This window comes from Bradyrhizobium sp. UFLA01-814, assembly GCF_046718885.1.
Classification (GTDB): domain Bacteria; phylum Pseudomonadota; class Alphaproteobacteria; order Rhizobiales; family Xanthobacteraceae; genus Bradyrhizobium; species Bradyrhizobium elkanii.
This window is the reverse complement of the sequence record NZ_JAQOSR010000191.1, coordinates 1-15454: the sequence shown is the minus strand read 5'-3', so window position 1 is coordinate 15454 and position 15454 is coordinate 1. Positions and strand designations below refer to the sequence as shown.

Below are 15454 nucleotides of genomic sequence, written 5' to 3'. Positions count from 1 at the left end.
TGGCTGGAGGTGTAGGTGGGCACCGGCCGCGCCAGAGGCCTCTTTCTCGACCAGAGCACTGCATCGGCCTACTGACCTTTCGGCTCGTCGAAATACTGCCCGAGCAGCCGGTAGGCCCAGAAGGCTTCGTCGTTTCCCGCACTCCTGCGCAATTGCTCCGGTGTGAAGCCGGTGTGGCGGCGCATTTGTCGGATCATGTGCGCCTGATCGGCAAATCCGGACGCGGCTGCGAGGCCGGCCCAGTCCACCTCGCCGTCCTGGATTGCCTCGTGCAATTTGGCATAGAGCTGCTCGGTATGGCCGAGGCCCTGCAGGTCCCTCTGACTGGCGCCGGTCCATGACCTAATCCGCCGAGCGATTTGCCGCGCACTGCGCCCAAGGTCGGTCAGCGCGGCCCTGACCACGAGGCTTCTGCTCCAGTCCTTGGTCCATCGCATCGGCCCGGCTCCGGCGGGGCGCGCGCTTGCCCACATGACCGCGATCTTGTCCTTGAGAACCGCGAGCGCTGTTTCGGCTCCATCGCACTGAACGGCACTGAGGAAGTCGCGGCAAAGCGCCAGCATCGGCGATGGCAGCACCTGCTCCGCTGGCACCGTGCGCCCGGTGAATGTACTCAAGTCGAGCCCGGTCATCGCAGAAAACGCGTCAGGATAGAATGCGATCGTAATTGCAAAGGTCTCGCCGGGGTTCCAGGTGACGACCGGCCCGAGCTGCGTCCCGGAGAAAGCAAGTGTGGGCATCACTGCTCCGGTCCAGGGACACACCATCTGGTCTGGCTGATCGATCCGATGCCAGTCACCGGCGAGCACCCACGTCACGGAGCAGAGCGGCGCCGCCGGGAAGAAATTGAACCGTTGGGCCTGATCGAGCGCGGCGCCCCGCGTATCCCGAATGATCGTACAGAAGATGCAACCCGCAATCGACGGACCCGGCCACACGATCTGAGAGCTGGTCGTCGCAGTCACTGCAGCGCTTCCGGGATGCCTGGCATCGTTCGAGCGTGTCCGAACCGTTCAATACAGGAACAGTCGACGTCTGGCACGTTGAAAGCAATCGGGAATTGTCGAACGACCCGCCTCCATGGAGAGCAGGCTCAGATGGAATTGGCCGGCAATGATACGTCCTTGCTTGAAATCAACAATGAGCTTGCGGACAAGGGATTTTTCGTCACCTCCGTCGACGACATGATCACGTGGGCCCGCACGGGGTCGGTCTATTGGGTGACGTTCGGACTTGCCTGCTGTGCGGTCGAGATGATGCAGGTCATGATGCCGCGCTACGACCTGGAGCGGTTCGGGTGCTTCCCGCGGGCGTCGCCCCGGCAGAGCGACCTGATGATCGTCGCCGGCACGCTAACCAACAAGATGGCGCCCGCGCTGCGCAAGATCTACGATCAGATGCCGGAGCCGCGCTATGTGATCTCGATGGGATCGTGCGCCAACGGTGGCGGCTATTATCATTATTCATACTCGGCGGTGCGCGGCTGCGACCGCATCGTGCCCGTCGATATCTACGTACCCGGCTGCCCGCCGACGGCGGAAGCGCTGCTCTACGGCGTGATGCTGTTGCAGAAAAAGATTCGACGGACCGGCACCATCGAGCGCTAAATGTCAGTTGCCGGACCTGCACCGCAAGCACGGCATTGGGCGGACGGCCGGCGCCGGCGCAACGACGATTGGATTCGGAGTTCGCATGAACGTTGTTGAATGCGATGTACCATCCGGCGGCTTGCTCAGCCGCGAGGCTGTCGAGCAGGCCTATTTCCGTGACTCCTACCGGACGCAGCTCAGCCGCATCGAGCTTGGCATCATCGATATCTTCTTCGGCATTTTCGCCCATCATCCATTGTGGATGAAGCTGCTCCTGATCGCGCGCAACAAGGTCGCCTCCCTTGCAGGCCTGGATACACCGACCGCGTCCGAAATCTTCCATGTCGAGGTGAAGGACCGCTACGCCGTCGGCGACACGATCGGCGTCTGGCCGATCTTCGCGCTGGGCGAGAATGAGATCGTCGCTGGCCGCAACAACAAGCACCTGGATTTCAGACTGTCGGTCCTCAAGGTGCTCGACGGCGACGGAGCCAGCGTGATCGTCTCAACCATCTGCACGGTCCATCATTGGTCCGGCAAGGTGTATCTTTTCTTCGTCGTTCCGTTCCACAAATATGGCGTCCGCAAGCTGATGGCAAACGCGCTGACGGCTGGGAGGTTGTGACGTGCCTCTGACCCGGATGAGAGTCTGACCCGGATGAGATCATGGCTGCCGTGAACCGGCCCGACCTGAGCGATATTCATCCGGGCGACTGGGTAGATCGCCGATTGCCGTCCGCGTGGCGGCCATTCACGCGACTGGCAAGGCTGGATCGCCCCGTCGGAATATGGCTGACGCTGTTTCCCTGCTGGGCCGCGTTGATCCAGGCGTCGCACGGTTTCCCCGATCTGCGCCAGCTCGCGATCTTCTCCCTTGGCGCCTTGCTGATGCGAAGCGCCGGTGCCGCCGTCAACGACATTGCCGATCGCAAGTTTGACGGCCACGTCGAGCGGACGCGCCTTCGCCCCCTGGCAAGCGGTCAAATCGGCACACGACACGCCTTTGTCTTTCTAGCCGTTCAGCTTGCGCTTGCGGCGTGCCTCCTGTTCTTTCTGACCCCCGACGCGCGCCTGGTCGCGATTTGCGTTCTGCCGCTCGTGTTCATCTATCCGTTTTGCAAGCGCGTCACCCATTGGCCGCAGGCCGTGCTGGGTGCGGCATTCAATTGGGGAATGCTGATGGCGTGGGCCGAGATCGCAGGACACATCCCGGCAGGAGCCGTGCTGATGTGGATCGGGGCCATCACGTGGCAGATCGGTTACGATACCGTCTATGCCTATGTCGACGTGAAGGACGATACCCGCCTTGGTCTGAAATCGACGGCAATTCTGTTCGGCCGGCACGGCAAGGCCTGCATCGGCCTGTTCTACGGCCTGACCGTCCTGGCCTGGTCGATCGGGGGCTGGTTGCTGGGCATGTCGACGCCCTACGCCGCTGGAATGCTGGTCATCGCCGCGCATCTTGCGTGGCAGACCTGGCAGCTGGACCTTGCCCGGCCCGAGGTGAGTTTCCGGCTGTTCCTGTCGAATATTCTGACCGGAGCACTTCTGGCCTGCGCGGCATTCTGCGGAACGTGAAGGGCGACAGGCTGACCGAAGGTCTGGCACTGCTGATCGTGCAGCAGGTCGGCGAGTTGACCGCGCGGATCGCCAAGGCCGGCGTCGCCATCCTCCTGGTCGAGCAGAAGCTGTCGATTGCGATGAAGATCTCGAACCGGGTCTACATCATGGGCCACGGCCGCGTCGTGTTCGAAGGCACCCCGACCAGCTCAAGAGCAATGCGGCCGTTCGCGAGGAATGGCTCGAGGTGTAGGCGGGCACCGGCGGATCGACAAAGCAGTCGAACGTCGGCCTAGCAGCGCCATCAGTCAGTTCGCGAACACGATCCAGACCAGCGCGACCAAGAGACTGTGGAAACAAATGATCGAAGCCAGGAATAGCCAGTCGTCTCGGGTCATCGGGCCGAAGGCCTCGGCCGAAGCGCGGCGACAGCGACGCGCGAGCTGGGAAAGGAGGTTCGACCGCATGGGACTGCCCTAGCGGAGGACGCTCCGCCAGGTCTTGCTAGTCTGTGCCAGCTACTTGATACCTCGTGTCAGCCGATCACCGATCGCCATTCGAACTGCGATAGGCCCTCGGCGTCAGGCCGGTCCAACGGACGAACGCATGTGTGAAGGAAGAGACCTCGCTGTAGCCCAACAGCCATGCGATTTTGGAAATCGGCAGTTCCTCATCTTCGAGGTAATGGCGGGCAAGGGCGGTTCGAAACGCCTCGAGAACGTCTGAAAAGCCTACCCCCTCCGACGACAATGCTCGAGCGAGAGTCCTCCGGCTCATGCCAAGACGACGCGCGACCGCCTCGGCATTGGCTTTGCCGTGCGGAAGCAACTGGGCGATGTGTCCTTCGACGCGAGACCGCACGCTGCTTCGTCTCGATGCGCGGTTACGAAGCGCTTCGTCGGCATATTGAAGCAGCATCCTGTTGAGATGCAAATCCGCACCCACGACGGGCAATGCGCCGATCCGGGACGGAAACAAGAGCTCGTCCCTGTCCGCTGCAAATTCGATCTCGCATCCGAGAAGAGATCGCACATCCAACGGCGTTTCTCGTCTGGAGTGCCTCAGCTTGATTTGCTTCGGGACCAGCCTGCCGTCGGTCAGTGCGCGGCAAATACGGATCAGCGTAACCAGCCAGAATTCCGCATGGTGACGATCCGACGACCGATCGATGTTGACATATTCGAACCCGATGGCGAATCCGCGATCCAGAGAGCTCCGCAACCGCACACCCTCGTTGTTAATCGCGCAGTAGCGTCCGCCGATTCGCAAGGCGTCAACGAGATGCTCCGATGAAGCCATGACGTAGTACAGAAGCCCGATCTCGCCGAGCTCGAAGCCTTGAGCCAGATGGAGTCCGAAACAGTCGTCCTGCAATTCCCTTGCGGCGAGTTCGAGCAGCCTGACCTGCGCTCGCGCATCGATGCGGCGCTTGCGGTCCTCGACGTCATCGATTGCCAGGCCTGCAGCTGACACGATCGGAGCCGGATCAACCTGCGCATCCCGCAGCCGGGCACATGTGAGACGCGCGATCCCCCCGGCAGAGCTCGGTATCGACGGCAAGGCGCTTGCAAGGCGTGTGGCGGTTTTCATTCGGCACCGAACTGTGTTCGTGGCTCAGCGTCGGGAGCTTCCGGAATCGTATTTTGACCTATGTCAAACGAGCTCATGGGTTCGGGGCATCCGGTCTGACACCATCTCGCAATTTAAAGACCCAGGATCACAAGACGCAACGGACACAAATCATCTAGCCGATTGCTTCGCGGCCACTCCATTTCTGCCTTAAACGACGGCAGTCGGCTTCCAATGGGCCCGCGCAGGGGCGAACTCGTGATGGGCTTGGTCAAGCATGCAAATTCGCTGGGACAGGCGATTGGCGCCGAAGCGAACAGCCATATGAGCTAGGTCGTGGTTGGAGAAACACGTGCCCAGCATAGCGGCATTCATCGTTCAATTCATTACATGATCATTGAAGGCGAGGCTGCGGGCACCTGGCGTTACTCGTTTTCCATCGGCGATCGCAAATTCTCGGGAACGGTTCAGGCGGTCCTGGGATTGCTGGCGGCACGCCGCGTAAGGATGAAGATCGATCGAATGTTAAGGCAAAACGCGTCAATTGATCATCAAGGCCGGCAGCGGCCGGAGAAAGAGGGCGAGACGCCCTCTCCACTCGTCCCGCCGGCCGATCGCAAGGACTAGCGCGGCCGGATCAGCGCCACGACATCCCCCGCGCGCAGCGTCTGGCCGGGCTTCACCGGCACCGACGCGATGCGGCCTGCCGCGGGCGAGAGCACCGAAATCTCCATCTTCATGGACTCGATGATCGCGAGAGTGTCGCCGGCTGCGACCTCGGCGCCCTCCTCGACCAGGATCTTCCAGATGTTGCCGGGCACTTCCGAGAAGGCCCCTAGCTGACCATAGGGAATACCGGTCGCGGCGACGCTCGCATCGACCGATTCCGCCGGCGCCTCGTCGAGCTTCATCTCGCGCCAGCGCTGGCGCTCGGCGTCGAACGCTGCCTGCTGCGTTGCCTTGAACGCGGCGATCGACGGCTGCGCCTCGGCCAGCGACTTGGCGTAGTCGGCGTAGGAGAATTCGCCCTCTTCGATCCTGATGTCGTACTGCCCGTGCGGGAATGCAGCGCGTGCGTCCAGGAGCTCGTCGGCACCGACCGGGAAGAAGCGGATCCTGTCGAAGAACCGCAGCAGCCAGGGATGGCCTGATGCAAACACCCGCGTGGTGCGCCAGGTGTTCCAGACCTGGATGGTGCGGCCGAACAGCTGATAGCCGCCCGGCCCCTCCATGCCGTAGATGCACATATAAGCGCCGCCGATCCCGACCGCGTTCTCCGGCGTCCAGGTCCGCGCCGGGTTGTACTTCGTGGTCACCAGCCGATGCCGCGGGTCGAGCGGGGTTGCCACCGGCGCGCCGAGATAGACGTCGCCGAGGCCGAGCACGAAATAGTCGGCGTCGAACACGATGCGGCGGACATCGTCCTCGCCGGCGAGGCCATTGATGCGCCGGATGAACTCGACATTCGACGGACACCACGGCGCATCCGCGCGCACCAGCTCCTGATATTTGCGCATCGCAAGCTCGGCCTCCGGATCGCGCCACGACAGCGGCAGATGCACGGTGCGGCTCGGCACCCGCATCGCGTCGACCGGCGGCAATTCGCGCTCGATCCGCCGCAGCACGTCGAGTAGCCTTTGCCGCGAGAGCGCGGTGCCGTCATAATGGATCTGCAGCGAGCGGATGCCGGGCGTCAGATCGATCAGGCCGCCGAGCTTCGCCTCCTCCAGCGCCTGCGCCAGCACATGCACGCGCAGCCGCAGCGCGATGTCGAGCTCCATCGGGCCATATTCGACCAGGAGATTGTCGTCGCCGGCGCGGCGATAGACCACCGGGATCGGGCCGTCATCATTGCGACCGACGATCGCCGATCCAAGTTCGGGCGCGCGCAGCACTGTCGGGCCGGCAACCGGATCGTCGCGTTTGACCGGCACGAAGCGGACGGTGTCGCCGGGCCGGAGCTGGCCAACCTTCCAGAGCTCGTCGCGCGCGACGACGGCCGGACAGACGAAGCCGCCGAGGCTCGGTCCGTCGGGGCCGAGGATGATCGGCATGTCGCCGGTGAAATCGATCGAGCCGACGGCATAGGCGTTGTCGTGGATGTTCGACGGATGCAGCCCGGCCTCGCCGCCATCGGCGCGGGCCCAGCGCGGCTTCGGCCCGATCAGCCGCACGCCGGTGCGGGCGCTGTTGAAGTGCACTTCATAGTTCGCCGCGAACAGCGTCTCGATATCCTCGTCCAGGAAGAAGTCCGGCGCGCCGTGCGGGCCGTAGACGACGCCAATCTGCCAGGCCGATGTGAGCGGTGGCCGCTCGTCCTCCGTGGCGCGCCGCGGCGCCGCAAGGCCCGATGGCTCGGCGCCGATATGCAGCACGTCGCCCGCCTTCAGCGATCCTGTCGCATGGCCGCCGAAGGCGCCGAGCGCAAACACCGCCCGCGACCCGAGAATTTCAGGCACGTCGATGCCGCCGCGCACGGCGAGGTAGGTGCGCTGGCCCGGGCCCTTGATGCTGCCGATCACGAGCGTCTGGCCGGCACGTACCGCGAGCGGCTCATCGCAGGCGACATCGGCACCGTCGAGCGACGCCTTCATCCGCGCGCCCGAGAGCGCGACGATTGCGTCGGTGTTGAAGCGCAAGGTCGGTCCGTTGACCGTCAGCTCCAGCGCGGTCGTTACTTCCGGATTTCCAACCACGCGATTGGCGAGGCGAAACGACCGTTCGTCCATCGGGCCGCTCGGCGGCACGCCGACATGCCAGAGATGCAGCCGGCCGGGCAATTCCTGCACCCCGCTCTGCGCCCCCGGCGCGACGACGTCGATGGTGCGCGGGCGATAGGCGAACGCGCCGAGCACACTCGTTGCCACCTGGCCGCCGCGGAACACGTCGGAGGCTGCAATGGCGCGCAGATAGTCCAGATTGGTCTCGATGCCGGCGACGACCGTATCGTCCAGCGCCTGCGAAAGCCGCGCGATCGCGGCCTCGCGCGTCTCGGCTGAAACGATGATCTTGGCCAGCATCGGATCGTAGAACGGCGACACCTCGGTGCCGGTCTCGATCCAGCCGTCGATCCGCGCATCCGGCGAAAAGCTGACCTGCGTCAGGCGGCCCGCGCTCGGGCGAAAGCCCGCGCCCGGATTCTCGGCATAGAGCCGCACCTCGATCGCAGCGCCCTTAGGCGCGAGCGCGCCCGCCTGGCCGAACACGTCCTCGCCTGCCGCCTGCCGGATCATCCATTCGACGAGGTCGACGCCGGTGACCTGCTCGGTGACGGGATGCTCGACTTGGAGACGGGTGTTCACCTCGAGGAAGTAGAAATCCTCACGCTCGACGTCGTAGATGAACTCCACCGTGCCGGCGGACTCGTACGACACGGCCTTGCCGAGCGACACCGCGGCCGCATGCAGCCGCCGGCGGATGTCGGCCGACAGCCCCGGCGCGGGCGTCTCCTCAAAGACCTTCTGGTTGCGCCGCTGCAGCGAGCAATCGCGTTCGCCGAGCGCGACCACGCCGCCCTTGCCGTTGCCGAAGATCTGCACCTCGATATGGCGGGCCCGGGCGACGAACCGTTCGAGATAGACCCGGGCATCGCCGAAGCTTGCCCGCGCCGTGCGCTGCACCGATTCGAAACGCTCGCGCAGCGTCGCCATGTCGTGGCACAGCTGCATCCCGATGCCGCCACCGCCCGCCGTGCTCTTCAGCATCACCGGGAAGCCGATCGCTTTCGCCTGCTGCACCGCCTCGTCGATGGTCTCCAGCAGCCCGGAGCCCGGCAACAATGGCACGCCGCTGCGTTCGGCAATCTCACGCGCGCGGTGCTTGAGGCCGAAGGCGTCGAGATGCTCCGGCCGCGGCCCGATGAATTTGACGCCGTGCCCGGAGAGCCGCTCGGCAAAGCGGCGGTTCTCCGACAGGAAGCCGTAGCCGGGATGCACCGCCTGCGCACCGGTCGCGAGGCACGCCGCCATGATCGCATCGACATTGAGGTAGCTCTCCGCGGCGGGCGCCGGACCGATCCGCACCGCCTCGTCGGCGTCGAGCACCGGCCGGGTGAAGCGGTCGGCGTCGGAATAGACCGCGACCGAGCCGATGCCCATGCGGCGCAATGTTCTGCCGATCCGCCCGGCGATCTCGCCGCGGTTGGCAATCAGGACCTTGCTGAACATGCCTCACGCCTCCGGCTCGACGATCGTCGCATCGAAGATCGTGACCTGGACCGGCGTCGGGAAGAATCCGTTGCAGGGATTGTTGATCTGCGGACAGTTCGAGATCAGGCACAGCACGTCCATCTCGGCGACCAGCTCGATGGCGTCGCCGGGCCTGGAGACGCCGTCGACCACGGTGAAATTGCCAGCGGGATCGATCGGCACGTTCATGAAGAAGTTCAGATTCGGCACAATGTCGCGCTTCGACATGCCGTATTTCGCGGCTTCGATCACGAAATTCTCGCGGCAGGCGTGCTGATAGCGGGTCTGGTGCCCGAACCGCACGGTGTTGCTCTCGCAGGAGCAGGCGCCCGCCGAGGTGTCGTGCAGACCGCAACTATCCGCCGTCACGCGCAGCATCACGCGGCCTTCGTTGGACATGATCCTGGTGCCGAGCCCGACATAGGCCGAGCCCTGCGCGCGCAGCGTATCCTGCCCGCTGTAGCGCTCGCCGAAATCACCGGCGCAATAGAACAGCGTGTCAACCGCCTGCTGGCCATAGCTATCGGTGATCCGCAGCGTCTGCCCTTTGCGGATGATCGCCGACCACGGCTTGCGCGCGGGAATTTCGACATCGAGAACGATGCGACCGCCAGTGCGAACAGATTGCGCGGTCATCGCACGGCTCCTTCCAGGGTTTCGCCGAGATACAGCGCGTTGTTCTCGTAGGCGCGGACCGCTTCCGCGGTGGCGGTCCGGCACAGATCGTCGGCCGCCGGCGCGGCCGCGCGATAGCGCACGATCTCCACGCCCGCCTGCGGATAGGCTTTCGCGGGATCGAGCGGATGCGGGCAGTTCGACAGCGCGATCAGAAGGCCCATCTCCGCGCGCAGATCGACGAAATCGCCCTTCTGCCGCCGCTGCTCCGACCAGACAAACTTGCCGTCGGCGTCGATCGCGACCGGTGCGAAGAAGCTGACGCAGGGATGCACGTCGCGGCGATCAAGGCCAAGCTTGGCCGCGGCGAGAATGAAATTGTCGCGCGTGTTGCGGAAATTGCCTTCGCCGTATTTGGCCAGGTTGGTCGCCGCGGTCGAGCCGCCGACCACAGCATCATGCGCGGCGCTGCTGTCCTCGGTGATGCCGAGCAGCGCGCGCCCCATGTCGGACAACAGCACCCGTCCCTTCTGCAGCCGCGCCGCCCACTGCACCTTGATGGTGTCGGCGTGGTTGAGCCGCTCGGTGGAGTCGGCGCTGTTCCAGGCGAGCAGGCTGACGGTCGACGTCCCCGACGTATTGACGATGCGCAGCGTATCGCCGCGGTTCAGCCGCGTGGTCCAGTACCAGCCGGACGGGATCGTCTCACGGTGAATGACCGTGTCGGGATCGATCGGCGCGGCGTCGCGCGCAGTCGGCGCCGGCAGTGCCCGCGGCGCGTGCTCCTGCCCCGCCGCCTTCAGCTCGTTATACCGCCGGGTATGCGCGGCGATCTCGGCCTTTTGTTCCTCTGACAGGATCATGGTTGCTCCTTCAAGACGAGAGCGCCGGGCCGTCCCGGCTGATGCTCCTTGCCTGACCGGGTCGTCCCGGTCGGAGCTGGTTGAACCGACGACCGCAGCTCCGCGCTGCGGCGTGGGAAGATCTCGAGGTCGCGCGACACGGTGGCGCCGTAGCGGTCGCGCTCTTCGGGCCGGTTGCGTTGTCGCTCCAGCGCGATCACGCGCGTCGCGAGCCCGAAGGCCTCGCTGAGGTCATGCGTCACCATCACGACGGTGAGATGGGTCTCGTTCCAGAGCCGCTTCATCAGAAGATGAATGTCGGCACGGATACCCGGATCGAGCGCGCCGAACGGCTCGTCGAGCAGCAGGATCTTCGGGCCGCGCATGATCGCCTGCGCCAGCGCGAGCCGCTGCTGCATGCCGCCCGACAAGGCGGACGGATATTTACTCTCCTGGCCGGCGAGCCCGACCTCGGCGAGCAGCTTCATCGCTTCGTCGGCGGCGGCGCGGCGCGCGGCGCCGAACAGCCGGCCGGTGAATTTGGCGTCGCGCAGTTCGCGGCCGAGCATGACGTTCTGCAGCACTGTGAGATGCGGAAACACCGAGTAGCGCTGGAACACCACGCCGCGGTCGGCGTCCGGCTCGCCGGGCAACGGCTTGCCGTCGACCAGGATCTGCCCGCGGGTCGGCTGCTCCTCGCCGAGCAGCATGCGCAGCAGCGTGGTCTTGCCGCAGCCGGACGGGCCGACCAGCGCGATGAAGGCGCGCGGCTCGACCTCCATCGTGATGCGCTCGAGCACGATATGGTCGCCATATTCCTTCCACACGTCGTCGAAACGGATCGCGCTCATTCCGCCCTCACCGAGGCAAACCACGGAAACAGTTTCCGCTGCGTGACGCGCAGGCCGACATCGATCAGGAACGCCAGCAGCGTGATCCAGGCGACGTACGGGATGATGACGTCCATCGCGAGATAACGGCGGACCAGGAAGATCCGGTAGCCGAGCCCGGAATCGGATGCGATCGCCTCGGCTGCGATCAAGAACAGCCACGCCGGCCCGAGCTGCAGGCGCAGCACGTCGATCAGCCGTGGCAGGGTTTGCGGCATCGCGACGCGTAGCGCGATCTGCCAGGTCGAGGCGCCGAGCGTCTGTGCCTTGACGATCTGCTCGCGCGGCAGCTCCTGCACCTTCATGGCGAGATCGCGGATCATGCAGGGCAACGTCCCGATCACGATCAGCGCAATCTTGGAATTCTCCCCGAGCCCCATCACGATGAACAGGATCGGCAACAGCGCCAGCGGCGGCACCATCGAGGTGACGGACACGAATGGACCGAGCAGGGCATTGGCGCCCGGCAACAGCCCGATCACGATGCCGAGCACCAGCGCCGCCACCGTCGAGATCGCCAGCGCCGAGCCCAGCCGCCCCAGGCTGGCGACGGTGTCGGAGGCCATCAGATAACCGCCGGTACGCGGGTCGACCTCGAACGCCATCTGCTTGACCGCCTGCACCATGCTCGGCAGCGCCGGCAGCAGCTTGTCGTTGGGGTTTTGCGCGAGCCGCGCGCTGGAGCCGGCGAAGTAGGCGATTGCGACCAACAGGAACGGCAGCGCGAGCAGATAGAACCGCGTCTGCCGTCCCGGCCGTATGTTCACAAGTCGCATGGTCGGCTCCTGTCTGATGCGGCACTACATGGTCACAGCTTGCCCTTGGCGGCTTCGTCCATGTAGGTCGGGTCGAAGCGCAGCTTGACGTTCGCCTTGTCGCCCAGCACCGACTTGTCGGCGAGCTCGATGCCGACCGCGTCGGCCGACTTCGCGCCCTTGCCAAGCAGGTCCTTCTCGAACAGGAATTTGCGCACGCGATCCATGGTCGCGCCGACCGTCTGGCTGCGCGTGAAGGCTTCGGCATCGGTCGCCTTGTCGAACAGTTTTGTGGTCGAGAGCTGGCTGTCGAAGCCGGCAAGGTCGGTGCCGGAGGCCTTGGCCATCGCTTCCTTGGCGGCCTTCGCCGCGGCATCGTTCGCCGTCATTTTCGACAGCGTCTCGTACCAGATGCCGACCAGCGCCTTGGCGAAATCCGGATTGTCTTTCGCGACCGCGGTGTTCACCACCATCAGGTCCATGATCTCGCCGGGGATCTGCGAGGAATCGAACACTTTCTTCGCATCGGGCGAGCCGAGGATTTCCGTCACGATCGGATTCCAGGTCACCACCGCGCTGACGTCAGGCGTCTTGTAGGCGGCCGCGATGTCGGCGTCGGAGGTGTTGACGACCTTGACGTCCTTCTCGCTCAGCTTGCTGGTCTCGAGCGCGCGCGCCAGCAGATAATGCGACACCGAGAACTCGACCAGGTTGACCGTCTGCCCCTTGATGTCAGCGAGACCGGACTTGTTCTTGAGGATCACCGCATCGTTGCCGTTGGAGAAATCGCCCATCACGACCGCTGTCGTGTCGACGCCGCCGGCTGCCGGAATCGAAAGCGCGTCCATGTTGGTGATGGTGACGGCATCATAGCCGCCGGCGGTGTACTGGTTGATCGATTCGACGTAGTCGTTGAACTGCTTGACCTCGATCGCGATGCCGTATTTGTCGGCCCATTTCTTCACGATGCCGGTGTCGGCCGCATAACCCCACGGCATCCACCCGACATAGATCGACCAGGCGACCTTGAAGCTTTTCTTCGGCGCGGCGTCGGCCGCAGGCGCAGCCGCCAGCACGACCGCGCATCCGATGACAACAGAGCGAAGGAAGAAAACGAATTTGTTCATTGCCGATCCCTCTTGCGAAATTTCACAAAAAGGGACTGGCGAAAAGACCATCGCTCCGCCAATCCCTTGGCTGACGAGGTCTCCCGGGCTTTTATCCCGCCGTGCACCTGCGGGGATGTCTCCCCCGCAAGCGGCTGCTCTCGGACCAGCACCTTGCGTTGCAAGGTCGGAACCCTAGCGGCCAACTCGACGCCATTGATGCACGAGGCGTGCCAGCCGACCGGCAATTGAATCTCATGAGATTTTTTCGCACGCACTGCGCCGCGGCGACGGCGCCTTGCTTAAAGATTGCGCAGACCTGCTCAGAATTGGCTCTGTCCTTTCGCCACCGGCGTCAGCAGGATCACACGATGGCTGATGTCGAGGGGAGTTCGATGCGCAAGCTTCTGAGCATTCTGTGCGCCGGCCTCTGGCGCGGGCTGCACGGCCGGTTCGGCCTGGTGCCGAAGTCCGACGTGAAAGGCTGATCGCAAGATCGCAAAAAGAGCCCCGCTCTGCAGCGGGGCTCCTGTCCAAGGATTCTATTACGGATCCTATTTCCGATCGGAGTTTTGCGCCGGCGTCTGTGGGCTTTGGCCTGAGCCTGACGACGGCGGATTGTTGTTCTGGCTGGGCTGGCTGGACTGCGCATCCCGGCCGGCATTTGGCTGGTTGCCGCTGCCCTGACCGACGGTCGACTGGTTCTGCGGTACAGCCTGGCCCGTCGTATTCTGCTGCGGAGCCTGCTGCTGAGCGGACGGCTGGTTGCCGCTGCCTTGGCCGGTTGTCGACTGGTTCTGCGGCGAGTTCGCCTGACCCGTGGTCTGCCCGGTCGTATTCTGCTGGGCAGGCTGCTGAGCGCCGGTCTGGCCGGTCGACTGGTTCTGCGGCGCGTTGTTGGTCTGTCCGGTCGTCTGTCCGGTCGTGTTCTGCTGGGTGCGGCTCTGGCCGACCGTCGACGACGCGCCCGCGCCCTGACCGATCCGATCCGACAGGCCGAGTGCGGTCACCGTGCGCGTGTCGACGCTGCCGCTGGTCGTGATGCCCTCTCGACGCTGGAAGGTGATCAGCGCCTCGCGAGTCCGCGATCCCAATACGCCGTCAGCCTCGCCGACCAGCAGGCCGCGGTCGATCAGCACCTGCTGCACCTCGCGGATCTGCTGCGGGTTCAGGTCCATCATCGCAACGCTACCGCCACCACTGCCGCCGCCGCGATGGCTGAAGCGCGTCCGCGGTCCGACCGGGACGACGTCGACGACACGGCGCTCGCGATCGAGGAACACGACTTCATCCTCGACGACGAAGAAGCTGTCGTCGCGATAATAGGGGAACGCATCGATCAGCGCCGGGAAAGCGGCGACTGACACGGCGTTGAACCTCCGCGGCACCACCACGCCCGGATTGACCGCGAAGTTGATCGTGCTGACATTGACGCGCGGTGCATTACGCGCCGACAGCACCGAGCGCTGGATCGTGCTCTGCTGCTGCGCGGTCACGGTGCGCCCTGCCTCGGTCTGGACCGTGGCGTTCGACTGGGCCTGGGTCTGAGCGGTTGTCCCGGCTTGTCCCTGCGCCTGACCGGTGGTCTGTCCGGCGTTCGTCCGGTTTTGCGTCGTGCCGGACTGCGGAGCGGCCGCGCCCGTGGTCTGGCCGGCTCGCGTATTCGGGGCTGCCGTTATGCCCTGGCCGGTGGTCGTGTTCGCGCCCTTTGCTTGGCCCGTGGTCGTGCTCTGGCCGGTCGTCGTGTCCGCCTTGCCTTGAGTCTTGCCTTGAGCCTTGTCCTGAGCCGTCCCTTGGCCGGTCGTGGTGCCCTGGCTGCGGTTCGCGCTGTTGGCGCGATTCTCCTGCTGCTGGCTTTGCCGCGTCGTGGCGCTGGCGCGTTCGCGGGATTCAGATCGCCCCATCTGCTCGCGCTGGTTTCGGCTCTGGCCGACGGTCTGCTCTTGCTTGCTCTGGTCTTGCTTGCTCTGGCTGCGCTGACCCTGCTCGGCGCGGCCGCTCTCGCGGGCCTGGCCGGTGGTCTGGCTGCGCTCGGCCGCACCGCGGCCCATCTGTCCTTCAGCCCTGCCGCTCTCTCGTGCGCCCTGGCTTTCTCGTGCGCCACCCTGGCCGCGACCGGCCGTCATGCCTTCGCTTCGCCCTTCGCTTCGCGATGCCCCGGGACTGCCATGCATTGCGCCGCCGGAACTGCCGGCCGGCGAGCCTGCGGAGCGGCCGTGTTCGCTACCGCCCCCGCCCGCGCCGACGACCGCAGCCCCGCACCGCAGCGCACCCGACGCCCTCGTCGGCGCCAGGAAGGTGATCAGCAGCACCGCGACCAGCGAACCGACGAAGGAGGAGG

Annotated in this window: 13 protein-coding genes, 1 pseudogene and 1 riboswitch; of the genes and pseudogenes, 5 read left to right on the top strand and 9 right to left on the bottom strand. The window is 64.9% G+C overall.

Translation table 11 applies throughout. The annotated features are described in order from the left end of the window. Positions 1-68: 68 nt before the first annotated feature. Positions 69-965: a helix-turn-helix domain-containing protein gene (locus PMN64_RS36800; RefSeq protein WP_411784283.1), complete on the bottom strand. Its 897-nt coding sequence runs from the start codon at positions 963-965 to the stop codon at positions 69-71. A 132-nt stretch (positions 966-1097) separates the two neighbouring features. Here PMN64_RS36800 and PMN64_RS36795 point away from each other — a divergent pair, with 132 nt between their 5' ends. The 4 genes and pseudogenes from PMN64_RS36795 to PMN64_RS36780 all read left to right on the top strand — a co-directional run. Next, on the top strand, positions 1098-1607 hold the full coding sequence (locus tag PMN64_RS36795) for a NuoB/complex I 20 kDa subunit family protein (protein WP_411784282.1): 510 nt from the start codon (positions 1098-1100) through the stop codon (positions 1605-1607). 85 nt (positions 1608-1692) lie between these two features. Next, a complete protein-coding gene (locus PMN64_RS36790) occupies positions 1693-2214 on the top strand; it encodes a DUF2867 domain-containing protein (RefSeq protein ID WP_411784281.1) in 522 nt (173 codons plus the stop codon). A 41-nt stretch (positions 2215-2255) separates the two neighbouring features. Further along, positions 2256-3167 carry a 4-hydroxybenzoate octaprenyltransferase gene (gene ubiA / locus PMN64_RS36785; protein ID WP_411784280.1) on the top strand — a complete coding sequence of 304 codons (912 nt, stop codon included), beginning with the start codon at positions 2256-2258 and terminating at the stop codon, positions 3165-3167. A 5-nt stretch (positions 3168-3172) separates the two neighbouring features. Beyond that, positions 3173-3402 (top strand): annotated as a pseudogene (locus tag PMN64_RS36780) (ABC transporter ATP-binding protein); the annotation flags it as partial. A 290-nt stretch (positions 3403-3692) separates the two neighbouring features. Here the strand turns inward: PMN64_RS36780 and PMN64_RS36775 are convergent. Continuing rightward, a complete protein-coding gene (locus tag PMN64_RS36775; protein ID WP_411784279.1) occupies positions 3693-4739 on the bottom strand; it encodes an AraC family transcriptional regulator ligand-binding domain-containing protein in 1047 nt (348 codons plus the stop codon). A gap of 369 nt (positions 4740-5108) precedes the next feature. Here PMN64_RS36775 and PMN64_RS36770 point away from each other — a divergent pair, with 369 nt between their 5' ends. After that, positions 5109-5345, top strand: a complete 237-nt coding sequence (locus PMN64_RS36770) for a hypothetical protein (protein ID WP_411784278.1) — start codon at positions 5109-5111, stop codon at positions 5343-5345. Here PMN64_RS36770 and uca read toward each other — a convergent pair. From uca to PMN64_RS36735, 7 genes are all read right to left on the bottom strand, one after another. Continuing rightward, positions 5342-8884, bottom strand: a complete 3543-nt coding sequence (gene uca, locus PMN64_RS36765) for an urea carboxylase (protein WP_411784277.1) — start codon at positions 8882-8884, stop codon at positions 5342-5344. The two genes, PMN64_RS36770 and uca, sit on opposite strands and share 4 nt — an antisense overlap. Before the next feature lie 3 nt (positions 8885-8887). After that, positions 8888-9541 carry an urea amidolyase associated protein UAAP2 gene (locus PMN64_RS36760; RefSeq protein ID WP_411784276.1) on the bottom strand — a complete coding sequence of 218 codons (654 nt, stop codon included), beginning with the start codon at positions 9539-9541 and terminating at the stop codon, positions 8888-8890. After that, positions 9538-10383 (bottom strand): urea amidolyase associated protein UAAP1, encoded by an 846-nt coding sequence (locus PMN64_RS36755; protein ID WP_411784275.1) that lies wholly within the window; start codon positions 10381-10383, stop codon positions 9538-9540. Before PMN64_RS36755 ends, PMN64_RS36760 begins: the two co-directional genes overlap by 4 nt. After that, entirely contained in the window at positions 10380-11213 is an 834-nt protein-coding gene (locus PMN64_RS36750; RefSeq protein ID WP_411784274.1) for an ABC transporter ATP-binding protein, read from the bottom strand. Before PMN64_RS36750 ends, PMN64_RS36755 begins: the two co-directional genes overlap by 4 nt. Then, the gene (locus tag PMN64_RS36745) at positions 11210-12028 is read right to left on the bottom strand and encodes an ABC transporter permease (RefSeq protein ID WP_411784273.1); all 819 of its coding nucleotides are present in this window, start codon (positions 12026-12028) and stop codon (positions 11210-11212) included. Before PMN64_RS36745 ends, PMN64_RS36750 begins: the two co-directional genes overlap by 4 nt. A 32-nt stretch (positions 12029-12060) precedes the next feature. After that, on the bottom strand, positions 12061-13134 hold the full coding sequence (locus PMN64_RS36740) for a putative urea ABC transporter substrate-binding protein (protein ID WP_411784272.1): 1074 nt from the start codon (positions 13132-13134) through the stop codon (positions 12061-12063). A 78-nt stretch (positions 13135-13212) separates the two neighbouring features. Beyond that, positions 13213-13323, bottom strand: a riboswitch (guanidine-I (ykkC/yxkD leader). A 344-nt stretch (positions 13324-13667) separates the two neighbouring features. Next, positions 13668-15454: peptidoglycan-binding protein (locus PMN64_RS36735; protein WP_411784271.1), on the bottom strand; the 1787-nt coding region annotated here is incomplete at its 5' end.

What these genes read in the sequence shown, in the direction of transcription:
- PMN64_RS36795 (WP_411784282.1), top strand. Translation starts at nt 1,098, where the DNA reads ATGGAATTGGCCGGCAATGATACGTCCTTGCTTGAAATCAACAATGAG.
- PMN64_RS36790 (WP_411784281.1), top strand. Translation starts at nt 1,693, where the DNA reads ATGAACGTTGTTGAATGCGATGTACCATCCGGCGGCTTGCTCAGCCGC.
- ubiA (WP_411784280.1), top strand. Translation starts at nt 2,256, where the DNA reads ATGGCTGCCGTGAACCGGCCCGACCTGAGCGATATTCATCCGGGCGAC.
- PMN64_RS36775 (WP_411784279.1), bottom strand. Translation starts at nt 4,739, where the DNA reads ATGAAAACCGCCACACGCCTTGCAAGCGCCTTGCCGTCGATACCGAGC.
- PMN64_RS36770 (WP_411784278.1), top strand. Translation starts at nt 5,109, where the DNA reads ATGATCATTGAAGGCGAGGCTGCGGGCACCTGGCGTTACTCGTTTTCC.
- uca (WP_411784277.1), bottom strand. Translation starts at nt 8,884, where the DNA reads ATGTTCAGCAAGGTCCTGATTGCCAACCGCGGCGAGATCGCCGGGCGG.
- PMN64_RS36760 (WP_411784276.1), bottom strand. Translation starts at nt 9,541, where the DNA reads ATGACCGCGCAATCTGTTCGCACTGGCGGTCGCATCGTTCTCGATGTC.
- PMN64_RS36755 (WP_411784275.1), bottom strand. Translation starts at nt 10,383, where the DNA reads ATGATCCTGTCAGAGGAACAAAAGGCCGAGATCGCCGCGCATACCCGG.
- PMN64_RS36750 (WP_411784274.1), bottom strand. Translation starts at nt 11,213, where the DNA reads ATGAGCGCGATCCGTTTCGACGACGTGTGGAAGGAATATGGCGACCAT.
- PMN64_RS36745 (WP_411784273.1), bottom strand. Translation starts at nt 12,028, where the DNA reads ATGCGACTTGTGAACATACGGCCGGGACGGCAGACGCGGTTCTATCTG.
- PMN64_RS36740 (WP_411784272.1), bottom strand. Translation starts at nt 13,134, where the DNA reads ATGAACAAATTCGTTTTCTTCCTTCGCTCTGTTGTCATCGGATGCGCG.